General features: G+C 36.3%; 17 protein-coding genes, 1 rRNA gene and 1 pseudogene. 1 reads left to right on the top strand and 18 read right to left on the bottom strand.

The genetic code is table 11. From position 1 onward, the window contains the following. Nucleotides 1-268: 268 nt before the first annotated feature. The 3 genes from AC58VC_RS37805 to AC58VC_RS37815 form a co-directional block, all read right to left on the bottom strand. Nucleotides 269-541, bottom strand: coding sequence for a hypothetical protein (locus AC58VC_RS37805; RefSeq protein ID WP_497376631.1), 273 nt, complete (start codon nt 539-541; stop codon nt 269-271). 170 nt (nt 542-711) lie between these two features. Further along, complete coding sequence (locus tag AC58VC_RS37810) at nt 712-981, bottom strand: hypothetical protein (protein WP_497376632.1); 270 nt, start codon at nt 979-981, stop codon at nt 712-714. Between the two features lie 6 nt (nt 982-987). Beyond that, a complete protein-coding gene (locus AC58VC_RS37815) occupies nt 988-1,212 on the bottom strand; it encodes a hypothetical protein (RefSeq protein ID WP_497376633.1) in 225 nt (74 codons plus the stop codon). Nucleotides 1,213-1,322: 110 nt separating this feature from the next. Here AC58VC_RS37815 and AC58VC_RS37820 point away from each other — a divergent pair, with 110 nt between their 5' ends. Beyond that, on the top strand, nt 1,323-1,619 hold the full coding sequence (locus tag AC58VC_RS37820; protein ID WP_497376634.1) for an extracellular solute-binding protein: 297 nt from the start codon (nt 1,323-1,325) through the stop codon (nt 1,617-1,619). Here AC58VC_RS37820 and AC58VC_RS37825 read toward each other — a convergent pair. The 15 genes and pseudogenes from AC58VC_RS37825 to rrf form a co-directional block, all read right to left on the bottom strand. Continuing rightward, a complete protein-coding gene (locus tag AC58VC_RS37825; RefSeq protein WP_497376635.1) occupies nt 1,616-2,401 on the bottom strand; it encodes a hypothetical protein in 786 nt (261 codons plus the stop codon). The two genes, AC58VC_RS37820 and AC58VC_RS37825, sit on opposite strands and share 4 nt — an antisense overlap. 344 nt (nt 2,402-2,745) lie before the next feature. Then, nucleotides 2,746-2,955 (bottom strand): hypothetical protein, encoded by a 210-nt coding sequence (locus tag AC58VC_RS37830; protein ID WP_497376636.1) that lies wholly within the window; start codon nt 2,953-2,955, stop codon nt 2,746-2,748. Between the two features lie 22 nt (nt 2,956-2,977). Then, nucleotides 2,978-3,766, bottom strand: a complete 789-nt coding sequence (locus tag AC58VC_RS37835; RefSeq protein WP_497376637.1) for a hypothetical protein — start codon at nt 3,764-3,766, stop codon at nt 2,978-2,980. A 3-nt stretch (nt 3,767-3,769) separates the two neighbouring features. Continuing rightward, nucleotides 3,770-4,408, bottom strand: a complete 639-nt coding sequence (locus tag AC58VC_RS37840) for a hypothetical protein (RefSeq protein WP_497376638.1) — start codon at nt 4,406-4,408, stop codon at nt 3,770-3,772. 245 nt (nt 4,409-4,653) lie between these two features. Next, entirely contained in the window at nt 4,654-5,139 is a 486-nt protein-coding gene (locus tag AC58VC_RS37845) for a hypothetical protein (protein ID WP_497376639.1), read from the bottom strand. Beyond that, a complete protein-coding gene (locus tag AC58VC_RS37850) occupies nt 5,139-8,867 on the bottom strand; it encodes a trypsin-like serine protease (RefSeq protein WP_497376640.1) in 3,729 nt (1,242 codons plus the stop codon). The genes AC58VC_RS37845 and AC58VC_RS37850 overlap by 1 nt, the downstream gene beginning before the upstream one ends. 11 nt (nt 8,868-8,878) lie before the next feature. Then, nucleotides 8,879-10,090 (bottom strand): MBL fold metallo-hydrolase, encoded by a 1,212-nt coding sequence (locus AC58VC_RS37855; protein ID WP_497376641.1) that lies wholly within the window; start codon nt 10,088-10,090, stop codon nt 8,879-8,881. A 417-nt stretch (nt 10,091-10,507) separates the two neighbouring features. After that, nucleotides 10,508-11,119 carry a hypothetical protein gene (locus AC58VC_RS37860; protein WP_497376642.1) on the bottom strand — a complete coding sequence of 204 codons (612 nt, stop codon included), beginning with the start codon at nt 11,117-11,119 and terminating at the stop codon, nt 10,508-10,510. A 435-nt stretch (nt 11,120-11,554) separates the two neighbouring features. Continuing rightward, entirely contained in the window at nt 11,555-15,130 is a 3,576-nt protein-coding gene (locus AC58VC_RS37865; RefSeq protein WP_497376643.1) for an AAA family ATPase, read from the bottom strand. A gap of 239 nt (nt 15,131-15,369) precedes the next feature. After that, the gene (locus tag AC58VC_RS37870) at nt 15,370-15,768 is read right to left on the bottom strand and encodes a hypothetical protein (protein WP_497376644.1); all 399 of its coding nucleotides are present in this window, start codon (nt 15,766-15,768) and stop codon (nt 15,370-15,372) included. Nucleotides 15,769-16,266: 498 nt separating this feature from the next. Then, nucleotides 16,267-17,181, bottom strand: coding sequence for an FxLYD domain-containing protein (locus tag AC58VC_RS37875; RefSeq protein WP_497376647.1), 915 nt, complete (start codon nt 17,179-17,181; stop codon nt 16,267-16,269). Nucleotides 17,182-17,205: 24 nt separating this feature from the next. Beyond that, nucleotides 17,206-17,280: pseudogene (locus tag AC58VC_RS37880) on the bottom strand (zinc-ribbon domain-containing protein); the annotation flags it as partial. 7 nt (nt 17,281-17,287) lie between these two features. Continuing rightward, entirely contained in the window at nt 17,288-17,689 is a 402-nt protein-coding gene (locus tag AC58VC_RS37885; RefSeq protein ID WP_497376645.1) for a hypothetical protein, read from the bottom strand. A 281-nt stretch (nt 17,690-17,970) separates the two neighbouring features. Then, nucleotides 17,971-19,527: a stalk domain-containing protein gene (locus AC58VC_RS37890; protein ID WP_497376646.1), complete on the bottom strand. Its 1,557-nt coding sequence runs from the start codon at nt 19,525-19,527 to the stop codon at nt 17,971-17,973. A gap of 911 nt (nt 19,528-20,438) precedes the next feature. After that, nucleotides 20,439-20,555: ribosomal RNA gene (gene rrf, locus AC58VC_RS37895) — 5S ribosomal RNA — on the bottom strand. Between the last annotated feature and the right edge of the window lie 15 nt (nt 20,556-20,570).

A 20,570-nucleotide genomic window follows, 5' to 3' on the forward strand; every position in this document is an offset into this window, starting at 1 on the left:
CTTCCAAAACGGAAAAAATGGGAGGGTTATTTGGCATGCCTATTTTTCAATATACCACATGAATTTCACTTAATTCTCTGGAAATATTGACAAGCTATTAGCTGGTATAGCTTAATGCCCGCCGCCAGTCTATATCTTTATTGTAAGGTCTCCTAATTAAATTAACTAACTAAAACTAATAACAAACCTCAAATAATAAAAAAGTGGTGTTCACAAAAGTGAACGCCACTAACGAACTTTATTTTCCACTAACACTCTTTATTTTCCATTAACGAACTTTATTTTCCTTGATCAACGGGGTATCGGGCCAATCAAAGAAGACTTCGTTTTCAGGTGGACCGTCAACCCTAGCATGAAAAAGGATTATCTTCTCCTTCGGGACATTGTAACCGTAAAGCATATAGAGCAGTGCTGCCGTCGAGTCGTTTCCGCCACTGACATTACAATGAATTTCATCGAACGAATCCAATGGTGGTAATTCCTTGGGATAGGGAAGAAAACGATCAATCTTGACCGGTGCTTGCTGAAGTACGTTATTCATAGTGTATTACACTCCTCTTTTAAAATAAAATAGAAAAAGAGGCTGCACGTTGTGCAAGCCTCTTCTTTGTACATAGGGTTATCCAAACGAGAGCAGCAATTGATTTTCCATTATCTTCGCTGGTCGTTTGACTTTCTTCTTTCCAGTTGCAGACGCGAGCTCCGCAAAAGTTAGAAGTTGGATTGTTTCGATCTCCTGCTTCTGCTTCTCCGTAGCCACTTCTGTAATAACTGTCTCTGCAGATTTGCTACCGATATATTGAAGAGATCTAGAACCTCCACATCGACATCCATAACCTCTTCCGTGCGCTGATATGCTGCAGCTGGAGTAAGAACCTGTTCATCTTCGTGCTGTACGTTATCTCGATCAGCACGCCATGCTACAGGATCCAATCCGCAAAGATGGATAGTGGCATCTGCAAGTTCCTTCATACGCTGCATCAGAATTTACTTAAAATTGTCCTCGGCAATCATTTCTACGCCCTCGAGTTCCTTCGCTGCAAGCTTTTGCCATGCCTGCGCCACATCCGCAGATGCGAAACAGGAAGCCAAATCACGTGCGAGAGAAGATTGCGTGTCTCGTGAGTACTGAGCAAGCTCGCTCTTGTCGATCCTACCCTCCGTTTGAAGTGCATGACCACGACCATTCATAATATGTATTAATTGCTTCATGGCTTGACTTCCTTGGTACACCGGGTAAAATATTTTACAAGCTTGTTTATGTACAACGTTTATGGAATGAATGCCGCAGCGGATTTAACCAAGCTCTTATCAGCCGATTTTTGAAGGAATATTATCCAAATGTTATTGAGGAATCCAGTATAGAAGGCAAGCTGCAGCTTTTTCCTTGGGCGTCGACTCCTCAAGCACTGATTTACCGAGGGGATTGGTTCGAGAAGGAAGGGCTGAAAGCTCCGGTAACTTGGGACGATTTTCTGGCTGCGGCTCAAAAATTGACAAAGGATACTAATGGCGACGGCAAACCGGATCAATGGGGGTTTGCTATAATCGGTACGTGCAATACTTCTGGAGTGTGCCTACGCCTACTTCTTTTTGTGTCTAATGCGTTTGGAGTCTAGGACTTTGCTATACCTTCATAATAGCCTACCGCCAACTCTTTTTGCATCGCTTGTCGCAATAATTTTAGAGTTGCTTCTATTTGCCTTGATTGTTCATGCATTTCTTTCACCACACCACTTCTTCCGTGAGCATCATCGTCAAAGTAGTATTCCAAGTTTACGATATATTGTTTGATTGTTGTTATGATAGTTCGAAGAATTTCTTCAACTTCATCAGAGAGATATAAGGTTGATAGCAAAAAGTCATTTTGTAATAATGTAATAGCGCTTCGTGCAGTATTAATTTCCTGTGCTTGTATGTAATCTTTTACATCTTCGACTTTCTTTTTATCTGTATTATCCCATGTATCGGTGTATTTTCGATAATACACTTCATTAACGCCATATACTCCAAACAAGTGTTTTAATTGTTCAACGTTATACGTTGACAAATCTGGAACTCTTCTTAGCCCCATTAAACCAACAGACTTTCCTTCCGCACTTAAAACCTCTTCAAATAATCTTGCATATGCAGTGTGTCGTTTGTTTGTGTAGAGACTAAAATCTTGGATTTTTCTTTGAAGATCAAACTTACCAAACTCAGTCAACATATTCAATTCTTGCTTATATTTTTCTGTCAGCATCCCCAATTCTTGCTTATATCTCTCTATGTTTCTGCTAAAATGTTGTTCAGTATATTTTTTTGAAAGAAATTTAACAACTTGCCAAAGAGTCGTTAATATTAGCGGTACAGATATGTACCAGTAACCCCAGATAATATTACTAAGCATTTCTCTAACCATTTTATTTCACCAACCCCCACAATAACTTTCCATCCATGCTATCATTTCAGGGCAATGAGGGGAGAAACTAGTACAATTTCTTCCCCTTGCCGATAGTCAAACCCCAAGCACCATCGTAATTTACTTCTCTATCCGTCAATGCATTCGTTGCATTTTCCTTCTATATGCCATTCGCAACCTTTTACAACAGCGTTTTTCAGTATTTCTTTCGAAACAACTCTTGCAGTTAGTTTATTTAAGTACCTATCATTGTTCAATTCCCCATCTAAAATAGTTCCCTCAGGTATAGGACAATCATTACCATTAGATCTTATCGGTAAGTTCTGTTACAACTCCCACATCTACTAATTTAACTCGCGTTTAATCAAAATGCGCGTTGGTGATGTGTCGTAATTCACTGCCTCCCAGCCCTCAGTACCAAGATCATTTAATACTTTCAGTAAGCTTCCATCTTTGCAGATTTCTTCAGTTTTCCCTCCCTCTTTCAATAATGACCACGTTGTAGCTCTTCGTTCTCCATCTCCGCATAATAATACGTATTCAAACTTTTTCATGGCTACGCCTCCTTAGCTGACTCTATAGGTACGTATGTACGTAAGTATTAAATTCTAAATATAAATCTGTTGGATAACTTGGATTGTTCAATACAATAAAATCTATTAATAACGCCTTTTTCCGCTCAACATTATATTCTTTTGTATTATTAACTCCATAATCAATTAATCCTAATCGATTTAGCTTTACAGCCGACAAATATATATCTTGCGCTGAGTATTCAATGTTTGCACACAGCATCTCTTCAAATGCTTCAACCTTTTCTGTTAGTGTATTGTCATCGGGTTTACTTACCCTTTGAACATTTATGTCATAAAAGCTAATTAAGTCGACATCTAAATCATCAAGTTCTTGGATAATCTTCAAGCACCTGTACAGCTTTCTATAATTAATACCTTCTGAAAAGTCAGCCGCGCCTAGATAAACTATTGTTGATGCACAATACTCACGAAGTTTATTAGATTTTGCATCTATCGCCTCATGAAATATCGTTTTAATAAACTGATACGTATTCGTATTGAAATCAACACCGACAAAGTTTTTCAGTTCACTGATTTGATGTTTTTTCATTTTATCATTAAGAGCTGATAATGCTTGTGCAACTTTCTCTAATTCTTGTTTAATAAGCAACGAACTTTTCTTCAACCTATTAGCTTGGATTACTGAGTTTACAATGCCTACCGTTGTTAATCCAAAATCGACAAACATAGAAATTCCATCGATATTAGGAAATACTGAATCAATATACTCTTTCACAAGATCTGTCTTTCCTATCTCAGTTGCTACGGAGGAAACAAACTCACTAGACACAGATCATTCTCCTTTATGTAAAACAGTCATTCTATTTAAGTTTATTTGAATAAATACTCTGCCGTTCCTGAGAGCAGAATTAATTTGATAAAATTTTTCTAAATTCAACTCACTAATAGATCCATCATTAAATAACTCTCCATCAATGAATGTTATAAAATTATTATATGAGCTACTGATGGAACTTTTTATTTGTTGGACAAGTAATGGATTATTTTGGTGTCGACTTAATAATTCATCGTTGCTTTTTTCTATTTTATCATTTAGCGTTTTACAAATTTCCGCTAGCTGTAATAACAAAATGCTCCCATGCCACACCCTTCTTTTTTTAGAAACGATATTATTGACAATTAATGATCCTACTTTTTCATATCTTGAAGTAATGAATGAACAATCAGTGCTTTTGCTATCTTTGTCATATAAATTTAATCGAATTTCACTTGTTGTAAATTTATCAATATAAGCAAGAATAACTACTTGCTCATCGTTCTTATCATAGTTAAGAGCAAAATATATATTCTCCTTATCCTTATCCTTATCCTTATGTTCTTCTTTCAATTTTAAAATAAGGCCATTCCCGTCATTATATTCGTTCAAAAGATGAAATTGATTAGCCTTCAAATTCGAAATATTTTTGTCCATATTTCCCCCCCGTAGAATAGTCCTGTTACAAGACATCAATGTTCCCTATTTTCAAAGCACTTTTCACGTAGTGTTTACTATTATGTGCATCGTAGAAATATTCGGCTTCACCTTGATATACTTTCTCAAGATATACAGGAGAATGATGACCTAAAAGATGACTAACTTTGCGAAGGACTGGATCGCTGTAGGGCAAGCATTCTGGGAGCTTCATGAGTGACCACCTTAGTAATTAAGCAAGATAGTCAACTCAACAATCCAATAGATTGTAATCGCTGTCTCACTTCAGAAATATCACGCCCACTTTGCAGAGCAACATAATACTTAGATTCTATGTCTTCTATGAATACATACAGAAAGTTAATATTTTTGAAATGACTATGTTCTCTTATAAAACTCTCCAGTAATATTTTTACCGCTTTAAAATTTCCAGTTGATTGAACTGCAACATTTGTAATTGCATTTTGCACTCCAAAATCTACACGCTCAAAATTGTTTTGTTTAAAGCCATCATCATAAGTAAAGGAAAGCAATCTAATTAAATACGGTAACGCTTCGACATTCTTTATGCTACTTAATTGAATTGTTCGTTCTATGAGACTCCTACTTCTTACTTGTCTTTCTACCCAGTCTGTATAAGCTTGTAGTGCATCCAAATTTTGTAGGTTAATAAGGAATTTTATTGGCTGTAACTCATCTTCTTTTTTCTGCGCTGGGTCCAAAAGTGACATTAGGTAACATTCACACTCTGGCCCTTTACCAATTTCAAATAACTGCCGCACGACTTCCCACTTAAAGTTATCTTGAATATAGGTAAGTTACCAATTAACACATGCAAAGCACTCGATAATTTCATATAAGTCTTTAACGCGGCAATTCGTAATGTGGAACTCCTTGAGGTATCACAAATGATATGCAAGGCATATGGCAATACATCATTAATGGAATGTCTCTCACAAAAATCCAAGTGATTATTAAGAATGTCGTCTATCTCTATCCCATTTTGTAAGTTATCCCAAACTCGTTCAGACATTATTTCGAAATCAAGGTATTGTTCTAAATATTTAATCCCTAACATTTTACTACCTTCGCCCCAATCAAACGAAAGCATATCAAGAAAAACTTCTTGTGAATATTCCAGATTATATTTTCTTTGGAAATACCAAAAGATTATTGCTAAATCTTTTACAGTGTTCCCTCCGTCTGGATTACGTTGCCAAGCTGTTGTAAAATCAAAAAATTCAACATTTTTTATACACCAATTAGAAACCCACTGGATCTGTTCGTCAGTAAGTATAACATCAGCTGATGAAGACATATTCCTATATAATTCACTTAAACAAAAGTAATCCCAATCCCAAGATTGAATATTCTCAACTACCTTTTCATACGAAATGTCACCAGTTCCAGCCATCCGATAGATTTTATCAGTTACAAGGTTAGAGTATTCATTCTCGTTTCTTCTTACCCGTACATCTAAAATCTCATCTTGGTTGAATTGTTCCTTTCCTTCAGCAATGTAAATATTCCGCGCCTGTTCTATAAACGCTTCTTTATTAAATAACAGATCAATATCACGCTTTAGACTATCTTTACGCTCCTGTTCATAATCTCTTCTTTGCGGAAACACAAACGTATTATTTGTCACTTCATTCATGTGTTTATTAAATGCCATATATAGTTCCCTCGGGCTTATTTCATGTTGTATCTTCCAAATATCATCATTTGATAATTTATTTTCTAGATATTGTTGTGATACAAACTCAATAGATTCCTCATCAACCAATAATCCTAGCGCCCTAATATTACGCTGTTCGAGCAGTAATTTTATGGCTTCCTGACTCGTATAACTTTTATCAAAGAAGATCGAAAAATCTTTCGCCTCTTTACCCCAGTAATTTCCATGAAGATTTACATATAAAATTAAAGCTGGCATAAAAATACTACTATCTGATTCATATGCGACCGCAGTATTTGAACCAATAATTCCAAATTGATCTTTCAAGGAAAAAGGGTCAATATGCTTTAGATTCTCATTGAGAAAAACCAAAATCTTGCTTACACTAGCCGGAGACTTAGCTTTCTGTATCCCTCGTTCTAACTCCATCTTTTCATTTATTAACCTTGATTCCTTATTGTTAATATTGATTCCAACGTATTGAATTCCCTCAAGAAAAACATCTATATTGTCCTCCACTAGATCACATTCAATTAAATATTGATATAAATAAGTGCGTATTGTGTCATCCGAAGATATTCTGGTAGCTGACACAATACGTTCAACATGACTAGCGGACCGAAATTTATATTTAGTCACCACACCTAATGCCGTGCTTCTTACAACTGGAAGTTCGTCGTCGTTCGCAATAATTTCAATTACGATATCTCGAATCATTGATCTTTTTGAAATAGGAGCTCGCATATAGCTCAAGAGTTTTAATGCGTTTACACGGGATGTATAGTGGCCTTTCGAAATTTTGTTCAATAAATAATCTACATTGTCATCAGTCTGCCCAAAGTTGGCTAACGTTCTAAAATCGAACTTATCCCTATTAATCCATATATTTCGTTCCTCATAAAAGGTATAGATACTCTGGAATAATTGAATCCTTAATGTCTCATCCACTCGATCAGCTTCGAAATGAATCACCATTGCAGGATCTCCTTCATTAAGCCATTTCAATAAATCATTGAACTTATTATTATCGGGCTCCATCAAACAGACTAAAAAAGACAACGTATTCACCCAACTTGGGATGACTTTATTATTTTCTGGTGGAAATGCAAGAAACTCCTTGATTACCTCCAATTCCTGTCTTGCTAGAATTCTAGCTGCAAGAAATTCTTGAAAGTTATTGTGCTCAAACTGCCATCTAATGTCGCCTTGTTCCTCATTCCTCTTCCAAAGCGTACAATGTGTCAACAGATGCTGGTTCTCTTCGCTTGTAATCAGGGTAAACTCTTGATTGGTCAAATAATTTCTTCCTAAATCCTCCATACCGAGCGCTATTGTTTCTAAACACAACATCAACTTCTCTTGTTCTTTACTTAAATCCATAGCATTTTTGAAATGCTGAATATCATTCTGTAAGCCTTGGGCAATCAGGTTTTGAAAGAGTTCAGCTTTATTTTTTGGCAACGCCCCAAATTTTGAATACATATCAATTATTCTCACTAAATAAAAGGGTATATCCATGAGTGGTCTCAGATTGCTTTGTTGAATAGCGATTATAAAATCTTTTGATATTTCTTTTCCTAACACTGAAAAAATATAAGCATCAATTTCTTCTTGATTTAAATCATATAGAAGGAATGTCTTAAATCCTTCGAGAGTTCCAGAAAAATATTCATTTCCCGATTGATAAAAATTACGCCTACATGAAACAACAATGTGGATTTCAGGATGCTGTTCAACGAATAACTCTATATATTTTATTGCATCTCTTTTATAGTGGCTCTCAACTTCATCCAAACCATCCAATATTAATAACAATGCATTGTCAGGGATCAAAGTCCAATCTGACCAATAATCGCTAATAATTTCATTCAAACTGCATGGAACAAACTTGTTTAATTTTATCAGTACTGGTACTAATTCGGATGAAGCCTGTGAACAAATTGAAGCTATATAATCTAACTCAATAGATTTACCTGTTCCCGCTCCTCCTAGTAGTGCGACAAGTTTACTTTCCCTAATGACATCTAATGGATCTTTCAGGTCTTCACTATTAATCAACCAAGAGATTGCGTTATGTTTATTTGCTGGAATTAGTTTTCTCGGTATATGCCCTTGTACCATTGGGTAAATTCGCGGGGAAGAAACTTTTTTATCATATACTCCAGTATGTATTCTCTTTTTAAGATGAACTCCAATAGACACTAGATACTCGATAAAAAAATATAAGCTAACGGCAGATAACCGACTTGCTGCTCGATCTTCGGAAACTTGTCTTTGAACTATACCAACCACACGATTATCAAAGATAAGAGGTGCACCGGAAACACCTTGATAATCTTTAATGTTATCATTAATTCCTAGATCTATGTTCCAGGCACTGTGACCTAAATTTTCTTTAAAATTAACCACGGTTACTTTAATTGAAGTACCTTCGATAGGGCGTGCAGGTGGGTAACCAAAACTAAAACACTCTACTGCTGTATTAAACTTATAATCTAAACATTCAAGAAAGGCACATTCATTTATTTCTCTCGATAATTGTAGTGCAATAATTGGATAATCATGAGTAGAATCTTTATTATACAAGGGCTTTGCATCTACTATTATTTGCTCCGAACCAAAAATATCTCTGAAAATAAGCTTTACTTCTTTTCCTTCGCTTAAGCACTCACCGACCACATGAGTTGCTGTCAAGGCAATGTTAGGGGAAACTAGAAATGCAGTGCCCTTCTGAGACCCACATTCAATCTTAGGAATTGACTTCCATATTGAAATATCCATAGTAATCTCCTTTACAATTCGACAGTTACTGGATTATCTCCGTTTGCAATATTTACTGAATAATTATATTTGTCCATCCATTCCTTGTTATCCAACATCATTGCCGTATCTGTAGGATAGTTAAAAATAAGTTCTTTTAATTTTCCTTTTTGCCCTGCAATAAGAATTCTCGCTATTGCTGCTAAATCAGGATGGTCATGTGTTGTGCCGTTAGTGGATATTAGGTATTTTCGGGATGGGATTGATTGGGCTAACTCAGGTGTCATGTTTTTCACACTTCCGTGATGTGGTATCTTCACAAGATCAAAACCACCTTCCAACACACCTAACTTACAAAGTTCTACAATATTTGAACAGATAATATCCGGATGGGAGTCAGCGAGAAATAAGAGTTTTTTATCTTTATATTCCATATAAAATGCAATTGAAGAGCCGTTCAATACTGCTGTATCAATTTCATTTTGTTGCAGATTTAGAAAATAATTTAAATTATTTACTGATTTCCTAGAAATACCCTCGTCAACAATATTTAATTCTGGTTTTCCTAACATATAGAATTCAAACGCATCATCAAACATTTGATCCTCTGATAAGTTAAAATTATATTTATAGCTTTGTAAATGCATTAGCCACTCCTTCGAAAGTGAGTCTAATTTATCTTTGTCGGGTGACAGTATGTATAATCTCACGCCGTCTATCTCGATGAATTGCTTTACACAAGTACTCACTGCTTTTCCGTCAAACGATTTATTCCAATTGTATTTGCCTTCATAAATTAATGATGCCAATGTCGAACCTTGCTTAACGCTTATTTCAGAATCTACGATACCTTCCTCCGATTTTTCAAGAATTGAACTACCTAATGCTATTTCTTCTTCAAGCACCTTTTTTTCTAACTCATCAATATTGCCCACTTTACCTTTCGAAAACTGCAAATGCCGATAACTGTTATGCCAAATTTCTGAAATGTGAATAATTTTTTTTTCATTATTTTCCTTGATAAAAGGAATCGCCCCTAATATATGATCTTGATCGACGTGAGTGATTACAAACAATGATATATATTCATCTTTTTCGGCTATTGAAGTTAGTTTTTTTCTTAAATAACTTTTATACGTTTCAGCATATCCACAATCTATTAATATGTGTTTTTTTGAATCTTCACCAAACGATATCAAAAAACAATCTCCACTTTTTGCAGGAAACATAGTAACTGAAAGCATATATAGTTCCTCCACATCTGATCTTAACTGAAAAAAAACGAATAACTTTCTGATGATTCCATATTACCATATAACCTCTAGTATTATTGAAATATATGGAAAAAAGAGGGCTGTGTAGGAGTTGGTTTACCGCAAAATGGTATGCGGACAAAATAACAAGCTTGTCCAAATGAAAACAGCAACATTCATCCTACTTAGAGAAGAAAAAGACATGGAATATCTCCATGCCATTGAAACGAACTGAAAAACGGTGATACTTTGGTAATCGCTAAGCTTGACCGTTACGAATCGTGGATGCCATTACAACGCGTTTAAGGAACTCCTAAGCTGCGGTATTTGGGATGTGAAATATCCAGAACGCGAAAAGGGCTTCCAACAAGTTCGGAGAACTTATTGGTAGCCTTGTATTAACTAGTCCTAGAGCCTAGGGACTAGTGTATATTGATTAGCTCCTTTAGAGGGAACAACATTAAAAAGAGTTTGTTTACGTTCTGGAAACTTCACCGCATATGTTATAGGCACTCCCGAATTGCTAGTTAATCCTTTGATTGTAACAACACTGGGTACAGGAACAGAGTAAGCTGCCACGTTTTTGTTTAAGACATGTACTTCTCTTAAAACCTTACCATCCACCAAGATTTGCACCTCGTTGTTTGTATTTCCTTTAAAATCCCAAATTAACATACGCGCCGTGCCGTTTCCCTCAAATCCATTTACTTCGAAGTCTCGGGAATCGATCTTCACATCCGTTTCTGTCGTAAATCCGGATTCGATCGATGTACTGACACGATTTTTTAATTCAGCGGTACCTTTTTGCTGGCTTGTTGTACCCACTATAAAAATACCAAAAATGAAAAAAAGAATCGCTAAAACTCCGAACACCATACGAACTTTCTTTTCCCCGATGAATAATTCCTCTTCCTGCTCGGTAGCAGGGAACTGTTCAACTGATTTTACATTGGGTTGAATCGCTTTGCTATCTTTTAATTTAGCACTTGATATCTCTTGCAAATTCTCTCCTACTTTCATATAAACATTTTTGTGCTGATCGGATACTTTTTATACCAGTAGGACATAAATAAACGCGCCACAATCAAGCTTACAATCATGAATATGATTGCAATTGGCTTTGAAATGATTTCATTCTCTGCCCATAGGTTCATGAAAAAAACTCCGAATGCAAGACCAGTCAGACTAATAAATAGCATCTGCGAGAGAGGCCACAGAACAGGAAACATTCCGTAAATTTTCCGAAAAGCAGAAACCCTCATAGATAAGTACAATGTCAAACTTATTAACATCAAGAAAATAAAATATACATTCTCTTTTGGGGCCTCATGTTGAATGATTGCGAAGATCTCTGAAACCGCCACGACGGGGCTGATCAACAGAAATAATAACACTATGCAGAAAATTGGAGTGAAGGCGACCAAAAGAATGAATTGAAAGATTTTTTTTATCATACTATCTCGCCTCTCTAATGTCTTGATCCTCAATCGTTGTCAACTCTTCGAGTGATGCATCGAGTTTTCCCGAGTAACGAATCGCATGGTTTCTTATAGCTTCTTCACACAAGTTGCGAGCAAAGCGACCGTTTCCGCTGTCCTTTTTCCCTGCGTTATTTTCAAATACCTCGAGCATTCTTTCTTCCGCTCGTTCTGAAACTTTGTATCCCTTACTTTGTAAAATCAACCGGCTGATTTCCAACAATTCCGATGTGCTATAATCCGCAAACGTAATGATATTAGGGAAACGCGAACGCAATCCAGGATTAACGTTTAGGAAAGCTTCCATATCTTCATCATATCCAGCGACGATGACAACAAGCTCATCCTTATGATCCTCCATCGCTTTCACCAGCATATCGATCGCTTCTTTGCCAAACGAATCGCTTGCAAGGCTGTAAGCTTCATCGATAAACAGTACGCCACCGAGTGCGCGGTCAATCACTTCTTTTGTTTTCAAAGCCGTCTGGCCCACAAAACCAGCAACAAGACCAGCACGATCTGTTTCGACAATTTTATCTGTTTTCACTACGCCCAGTTCCTTTAACCGCTTTGCAATCATTCGAGCAATCGTTGTTTTCCCAGTTCCCGGTTTGCCCTTAAACACCATGTGCAGGCTTTGGTAGCCCATATCAGACAAGCCTAATGCCTTGCGGCGGTTATTCATTTCTATTTGGGCAGATAAGCTATTTACAATTGTTTTGACCTCATCCAGTCCAACGATCTTCTCTAGCTCTTCGAATGCCGACCGTTCTTCTTTGCGATCGAGTTCGAAATCATAGCTGGTGAGTAAGGTAAGATCAGCATTGGACAGCTCAATTTGATCGGCAATTCGGACGGCCTGTCTTCGAATCGCTTTCTCAATCGTATTGCGAACGAGGCGGCCATTTCCACCATCTTTTTTACCGGCAATTTGTTTGGTTACATACCATTCATTTAACGATGTTTGAATCCCATCTTCTAAATGAAAGCCTTTCGACTGGACCATGATCTCCGTCATCCGTACCGTTTCTTCAGCCGAATAATCGGGAAACTCTAGTTGTAATGGAAAGCGTGAGGCAAGTCCAGGATTTACATTTAGAAATTCCCTCAACTCATCCGTATAACCTGCTAAAATTACAATCAGATTATCTTTATGGATTTCGATTAATCGAACGAGCTCATGAATAGCCTCCTCGCCAACACCTCCGTTGTTCTTGTCAACCAGAGCATACGCTTCGTCAATAAACAGCACGCCGCCGAGTGCCGACTCCACAACTTCTTTCGTTTTTTCTGCAGTTTGCCCTACATAGCCGGCGACCAGCTCGGTCCGGCCGACTTCGACTAAATGTCCTTTTTTAATAACTTCGAGATTTTTTAACATTTGTGCTACGTACCTGGCAATGGTTGTTTTTCCGGTACCAGGGTTTCCTGCAAAAATCATGTGTAAGCTTTGCTCTGTCTTCACCTTGATTCCGGCTTCTACTCGTCGTTTGTTGACAAGGATTTGTTTTTCCAACGTTCGAAGGAAGGTTTTCACATTCTCGAGACCAATAATACCGCTTAATTGTTCTTCAAGATTAAACGGCTGCTCCTTGACGATGCCAAAGTCTTCTTTTGTTAACAAATTTAAATCTGCCATTTCTGACATTTCGACCAGCCGTACAGACTGCTTTCTAATCGCTTCTTCAAACAGATTACGAACCAAACGGCCGTTTCCGCTGTCATTTTTTCCAGGAACCTGCTTCTTTGCAAAGAGTGCAACTAAGTCTTCCTGCGCAGCTTCCTCCATGACATACCCTCTATGTTTGACCATCATCTTACAAATTTCAAACATTTCATCCGCGGAATAGTCAGGAAACTCCACTTGAAACGGGAATCGGGATGGTAGTCCTGGATTCGCCTTTTGGAATTCTTTCATTTCATTGGTATAACCAGCCAAAATAACGACCAAATCTTCGCGATGATCCTCCATTCCTTTGACTAGCGTATCAATCGCCTCTTGTCCGAAAGGATCATTTTTAGTACGGGATAAGGTATACGCTTCGTCAATGAATAGTACGCCACCAATCGCATCCCTAATCTTAGTATTCGTTTTGGGTGCTGTAGAGCCCACATATTCTCCCACTAGATCTTGCCTTGCAGTTTCGATAAGCTGACCTTTAGACAGGATCCCCATAGCTTTTAGTAAACGTCCTATCAATCTAGCAACTGTCGTTTTACCTGTTCCGGGATTTCCTGAGAAAATCATATGCAAGGTTAAATGCTGATCTTTTTGCCCGGCATTTTTACGCATCGTTTGTATCTTTACTGTGTCCATTAACTCTTTCACAAACACTTTGACATTCTCTAATCCTGTTAAATCATTTAACTCCTTAAGCAGTTCTTCAAGGGATTCATCCTCTTTCATGGAGATCGTCAATACTTGAACCGGTTGATGTTCTATTCTGACCGTGAGCCCTTTCTCTGACGCCTGCAATTCAATCTGCTCACTTTGCTTAATTTCCCGTCTCGCTCGTAAATCCATCAGCTTAGCTAAAAGTTCATCTTCAATCCATTTATGAAGAATGGTTCCATATCGGTTAGACTGTTGGGCATGCGATGCCAAGAATGCAACTACCTCATCTGAATATAAAATAGATACTTGGGCATTCGATTGCATTTGATGGTTTATTCTATCTAACAATTGCTTTGCTATTTGCCCTAAAGCATTCAGTGATAACGGTTGAGTCTGTATCACAGCATCAATTTCCGATCGGATGTTCGAAGGCAATTTACTTAGTGCTTCTTCTTCGTTTGAAACGGGCTCATCGATTGAAAATACTAAAAAGTAATCTGTTCCGTCTACTATGATCCCTGCTTCTGTGCGGAAGTATCCCTTCATTACCAAATCCGAAACATAGCTGAGGATTTCATTTTGTGCTTGATGAATCCCTTTAAAACAAACTGTACCGACTCCAAATCCAAACGCAGCTGCGCAATCAGAAATAAAGTTTGTATGTATTTCACGCTCATTATAGGAAGAAAGATCAATTTCGATAACTTTACGATATGGAATGAGACGCTGTTGGTATAACTGCTCAATCAACAAGGAAAGGCCTTCTATCTTTCCTGTACCTTCAGGACCGGCCAATAAAATCGTTTGTTGGACGACCCCTTTTCTGCGAGTCAGAAAGGCTCTTTTGTAAGTAGTTGTTAAATCCTCGATAAAGTTATCTTGATCGAATAGTTGTCTATTTAAAGATTGAATCACCTTTTCAAATACTTCATCGATATTATTAACATTCAAATTAGTACGTAACTGCTGCAATCCTCTTTTCGTGTCCGTAACAACCTCTTTTATACCCCCAGTTGATACAGGACTGACGGCATTGCCTGAGATTGTTGCCATATTCCTTGCGTCCGTCGAGGCTCCATGCGACCTAGAAGGCAGACTCGAATGTGCAGATCTGGCGGTAATATTGTTCTTTTTTATACGAAATCCATGTTGTTTAATATAATCAATTATTTGTACTTCAGGTAATACAATACGTAACCATCTTTGAAATGACGACATGATTTCTCTCCTTAGACTCAAACACATTTTTGTTGATTACGTTTCAATTTCTTGACTCAATTCTCTTTTACCTCATCTTTAATTAAAGCGATAGTCTCACCATTTGACATCTTAAATTCCGCCATTTCATGTCCTTCTGGAGCCTTACGCCATTCCCACCAATACGATAAACACTATCGCCAATTGATAGATGCTGGTGATCATATGTAAAGTCCCTGATCATAGTATATTTCAATTAGTCACACATCCATATTTAAAATTTTTTCCTTAAGCTCAACATTTTCTCTATTTAGCGATTTTATATCCTGGAGCAATTGCAAGTAAATTGCTGTGGCCTTTGGTGACTCTTTAATTACTTCTAAAAATTCAAGAAGGTCCGCAGCATCACGAATTATTGAATCATCTGGCGCACTTACATTCTTCAAACTTTTTTTAGGATTCGGATGTAAACGTGGAATCATCCATGCTTTTCCGAATAATCTAGAATGTACCACACCTTCGTTACATAGAACTCCTACCCTGGTGTATGTCAGATCCCATTCTTTAGCAGCTTCGTGCGTACCCATTATGTAATTTAATATATCGTAACGATGGTGTGTCTCTTTTTTAATTTCTGGCTCTGACATGTTGTTATTCATACTTTAAACACCCTTCAAAAACTTTTTTGATAGATAGCATGTTTTTGTACTATAGCTTGATACAAATTCTAAGGATTTCTTTACTAGATAATGATCTAATTATACCTCTAACAGGTCCAGCGCCTACTATTGTATCATTGTCACAATTTTATATTTTATAATCCATGTTTTCAACAATTCCAGATTTTAAAGAATATAATTAATATATGCATTTCTCTAGCACACATCGATATTTCTTAAAATAACTGTTGTTAACCAATTATTGCTTACACGAGTTGTTCTTATTATTTGCATGGTTTGGTAAGACCAACGCAATAACATTCTTATAAAACAATTTTATAATGATACTAAGTATTAATACCACAAGTAAAATATCAGTAGATAAGGAAAAACCACTCCTGAAAATTGGAGTGATTTCTTGCTTTATATTTCTTTTCCAAGTTTATTTAATCTTGCTAGGTTGCTTATTGCTCTTGGAATAAACGAATATTAGAGTTATTAATTTGTTAATTCAACACTTGCAGATTTAATCCTATTATCTTTTTTTACAGACATTCTAAACTTTTTAGAATCATTTGATGCTAAACCCTCTCCACCAACAGCATAAGTCCAATCTGAATCGATTACATTACCGTTTGCGTCTTTGAAAATACCCTTAATCTTTATAAATTCGAGTTTTTTATCACTAACATTCTTTACGCTTCCCTCAAGTACTGCATATGAGGAATTTGATGAGAGATATATATCGTTGAATGTCAAAGGGTTTGAATTTCTGTATTCACGCTTTTGATCTTCTTGCCTTTTTTGATTTGCATATGACTGACCTTTACTATGCAGATTATCGATTTCTTTTTGACGTGATGAGTAATCCATCTTATTCAGTTGCTCAGCTTTGGTTTCAGTAATACCATAGTATTGTTCCAGCAAATCCACATACTCATTTAACATCGAAGTATATGTGTACCCAAGATCAACCTCTTTTGCTTTTTCTTCATTTTCTTTACAAATCTTATATCCCGTTAGCAAGCTCTCTAATGCACTTTTGAAATTTGGTTCGAGATATTTAGCATTGGCATACATATCAAAATAGTCCAGATTTACATGAAGTTCCTTTGTAAGTTTTATTTTCTTAAAAAGTTTTGAATCATCTACACTTAATGGAAAATAAGATATTAATGTGTCTGCTGCTTTTGTGTATGTTTTATCATAATATAACTCGCTGGCAGCACTGACTGCCTTACTATAGTTTGAATAATATACAAAAAAAATAATTACTACTAACGAGATAATCGAAATTATAATTAAAGCTCGCTTTTTAAGACTACTTGGATGTGTTGATGGCTCCAATGTATTACTATTTTTTAAAATCCCCTGATTTAATCTGTTGATGGGTAATTGTAATTGCTGATGCATTGAATAATTATTAATTTCCAACGGCTTTCCGCACTTATAACAAAATGAACTATCTACAGGTAGTCCTGTTCCACAATTATTACAAACCACAGTTATCATCCCCTACTTATATACTCGCACCGCGTTTACTATGGTTTATAAGGCCTTTTGAGAAATAATAAATGATAAATACACAGAAGATAATGATTATACCTATTAATGCTAATTTACCGTATCCCATGTACAATTGATTTGTCATACTATCTAGTTCAGCTTCATCAACTCGGGCACTTCCATGTATCTGGGTACTTAAGTCAATAATTTTTCTCTGCGTAGGAATTAATTTTTTTTGGAGATTAATATCTCTAAATATATGAGGAATACGTGTTACACAGTAAATAAGAGTTGAAATTGAACAAATACACAATATTACATTTGTTTTTATGTTCTCGGACAGTCTATTTAATAATTGTAATGCTTTTGGCTCCAAGGAAATTTCTTGTGATGTCATAGATGGATTTGGTGCCATAATTCCGACCTCTTTTAGACTTCTTAAGTCGTTACCACATTTATTACAGAACGAACTTTGTTCCGTGAGCTCCTGCCCACATTTGTTACAATACAATTCAATCCCGCCTTTAATTAATGTATGTTATATCCCCAGATCAAAAGTTCAAAATAGTCATCATAGGCCATCATTTAGAGTATTATGAGTTTACCATCAAAGCTGATTCGTTTAAATCCACTTCCACATAAAATACCAATGAGGATGATCTAATGAAATAGATCCCCTATCGATGTAACAACTATTTAGTATCCATTTGACTTTAACCAACCTTCGAGCCCTATTGGGGATACTGCACCTGAAAGTAATGTATTAACCGTTAGGTAACCGATCAATTTTCCATCCAAAATTATGATCGGTGGCTTTGTAGCATATTTATTAAATGCACTTTCATTAGAAAATTCATTTCCATACGTACCAAATTCGTTCCAGATACTTTTTGCTGCGAACTTACTACCATAACTTCCGAATTCATTGAAAATTGAATCTAAGGCAAACTCGTTGGACGTAAGTTCCCCTAGATATGTCTTCCCATCGTTTGAATAAAGCGATAATTGTTTGTTAATTTGGCTACTCGAATTCGGCTGTGTTGTACTCTGTGCACTTGTACTATTTGAATTGACATAACCTTCTGGGAAAAAATTAAATCCACTTATTTTATCGTCACTAACCTTATATGAGATATCCGCAGATGCATATATAGTGCTATGAAAGCTAACAAATGTATAGCAATGGGTTACCCCTACAACATCACCCCAATGGGCTTGTACGAAGTTATTGATGAATTTCCTCTTGCTTGCATCTGTTAATCCCTTAAATAAAGTGAGATCTCCTTCATTTTCTAAGAGAATTCCTATTGATGCTTCTGTAGGACTAAGTTTAAGAGAATTATTAGGGTCAATACCGTCAACAACGGTATATTTAACACGATTGCTAATTTCTTGAATGATTTGGTCTTCATTTTTTGTGTTACTTGAATTTGCTTCGACATAACCTTCTGGGAAATATTCAAACTTACTTATTTGATCATCGCTTACTTTATATAAAATATCTGCTGCTGAATATATTGTGCCTTGAAAGATTACATATACATAGCAATGGCGAACCCCTAGAACATCCCCCCAGTGAGTTTGGACAAAACTATTTACGAATTTTCTTTTGTTGGCATCTGTTAACTCCTTAAACGAAGTCAGATCGTCTGCATTGTCCAAAGTAATCCCCATAGATGCTTCCGTAGGAGCAAGTTTGAGAGAATTATTAGGATCAATACCGTCAATAACAGTATATTTAACACGACTGCTAATTTCTTGAATAATCTGGCCTTCATTTTTAGGTTGCATAGAACTACCATTAGTTACTGGTAATATGGCATTAACAGAATTTATCGTTACAATTTGAGTATCATTATCCCACTTTACGGAATTTCCAGATGCTTCTCCAATAAAACGTAAAGGTACAAAGGTAACTCCTTGAACGATTGTCGGTGCCACTTCTAATCTATAACTCTTACCATTAACAATCGCATTATTATCATCAATTTTAAGAAGGATAATAAGCCCATCTTTTACACCCATTACCGTTCTCTCATTACTGTTCCAGGTAACCGATAAACCAAACTTCTCAAAGATTGGCCGAAATTGAACCATACTAGAACCATCTTTAATAAAGGGATTAACCTCAAATACCATTAACTGATCGTCCAGCTTTACCGAAACACTTGGATTTGCATAAGTAAATGTAGGATAAATAAAAAGAAGTAAAAAAAATGTGGATACAACTAAAGTTTTTAAAATATTTTTCAACTTATTATCTCCTTTTAATACGAATAAATAGATCTATTCTCCAATGAAGTGAAAATAGCCACACAGAACTCTCGAATAGCTTGTACTTCCAAATATGCAATCTTGATTTTCGATACTTTTCATTAAGCATCACGTTTTTGTTGACCATTTCTCTCAGAACATCATCAATGAACTCACTCCCAATTATATTCAAAGAATTTTCGACCTCATCCAGCAGTTTTTGAGAGATATCCCTAATAATGTAAATTCGTACGTAAAACAGCTTCTTTAGCGCTCCTACGTTGTCCCCCTCAATCTTACCAATTCCAAACTTTTCCGTAGAACGATTTCGATAAACATGGCTCTCAAAGTCAAATGTCGGCAGCGAGAATTTATTTATCTACTTCTAACAGAAACAATGATATCGTGAAAATAAATATCAATTGCCATTTAAATAAGCCTAAATTTCCAAATACTATCTTTGTTTCCAACGAAAAGCCCCTATTATTCTATCACACATAAGTCAATAGTCCTATTCCTCCAAGTGGAAATTCTTGAAATTAATGTTTAAAACATGGTTAGTATTCTTTAATATTTCTATAATGTGATCTTTATAATTAATAATTTACGGTCAGGAACTCCTGCTCCCACTGGATGTTTTTTGTAGTGCAAATGGCAGTACATAATTATTATGGTTGTGATATGAGCAAACGACCTTTAATACTAACGTTAAGAACTTCTGAATTTTTTGTACAATAAAAAGGGAGACCCTATCTTAAGGATCCCCCTTTTTGTGTAATTATCATTATTATATAACATCAGAATGCTTTTACTTATTACTTATGAATTAAACGAATCCTTATTCTCTTAGGGAGCATAATCGATGACTTTTACAAACAAAAAAAGGACCCCACTTATAGTGAGATCATATTGCTTGGCAACGTTCTACTCTTCCAGAACCCTGCGGTTCAAGTACCATCGACGCTGGAGGGCTTAACGGTCGTGTTCGAGATGGGAACGCGTGGGTCCCCTCCGCCATCATCACCAAACAGTCAAAGCGTGGT

The organism is Paenibacillus sp. J22R67 (genome assembly GCF_059692175.1).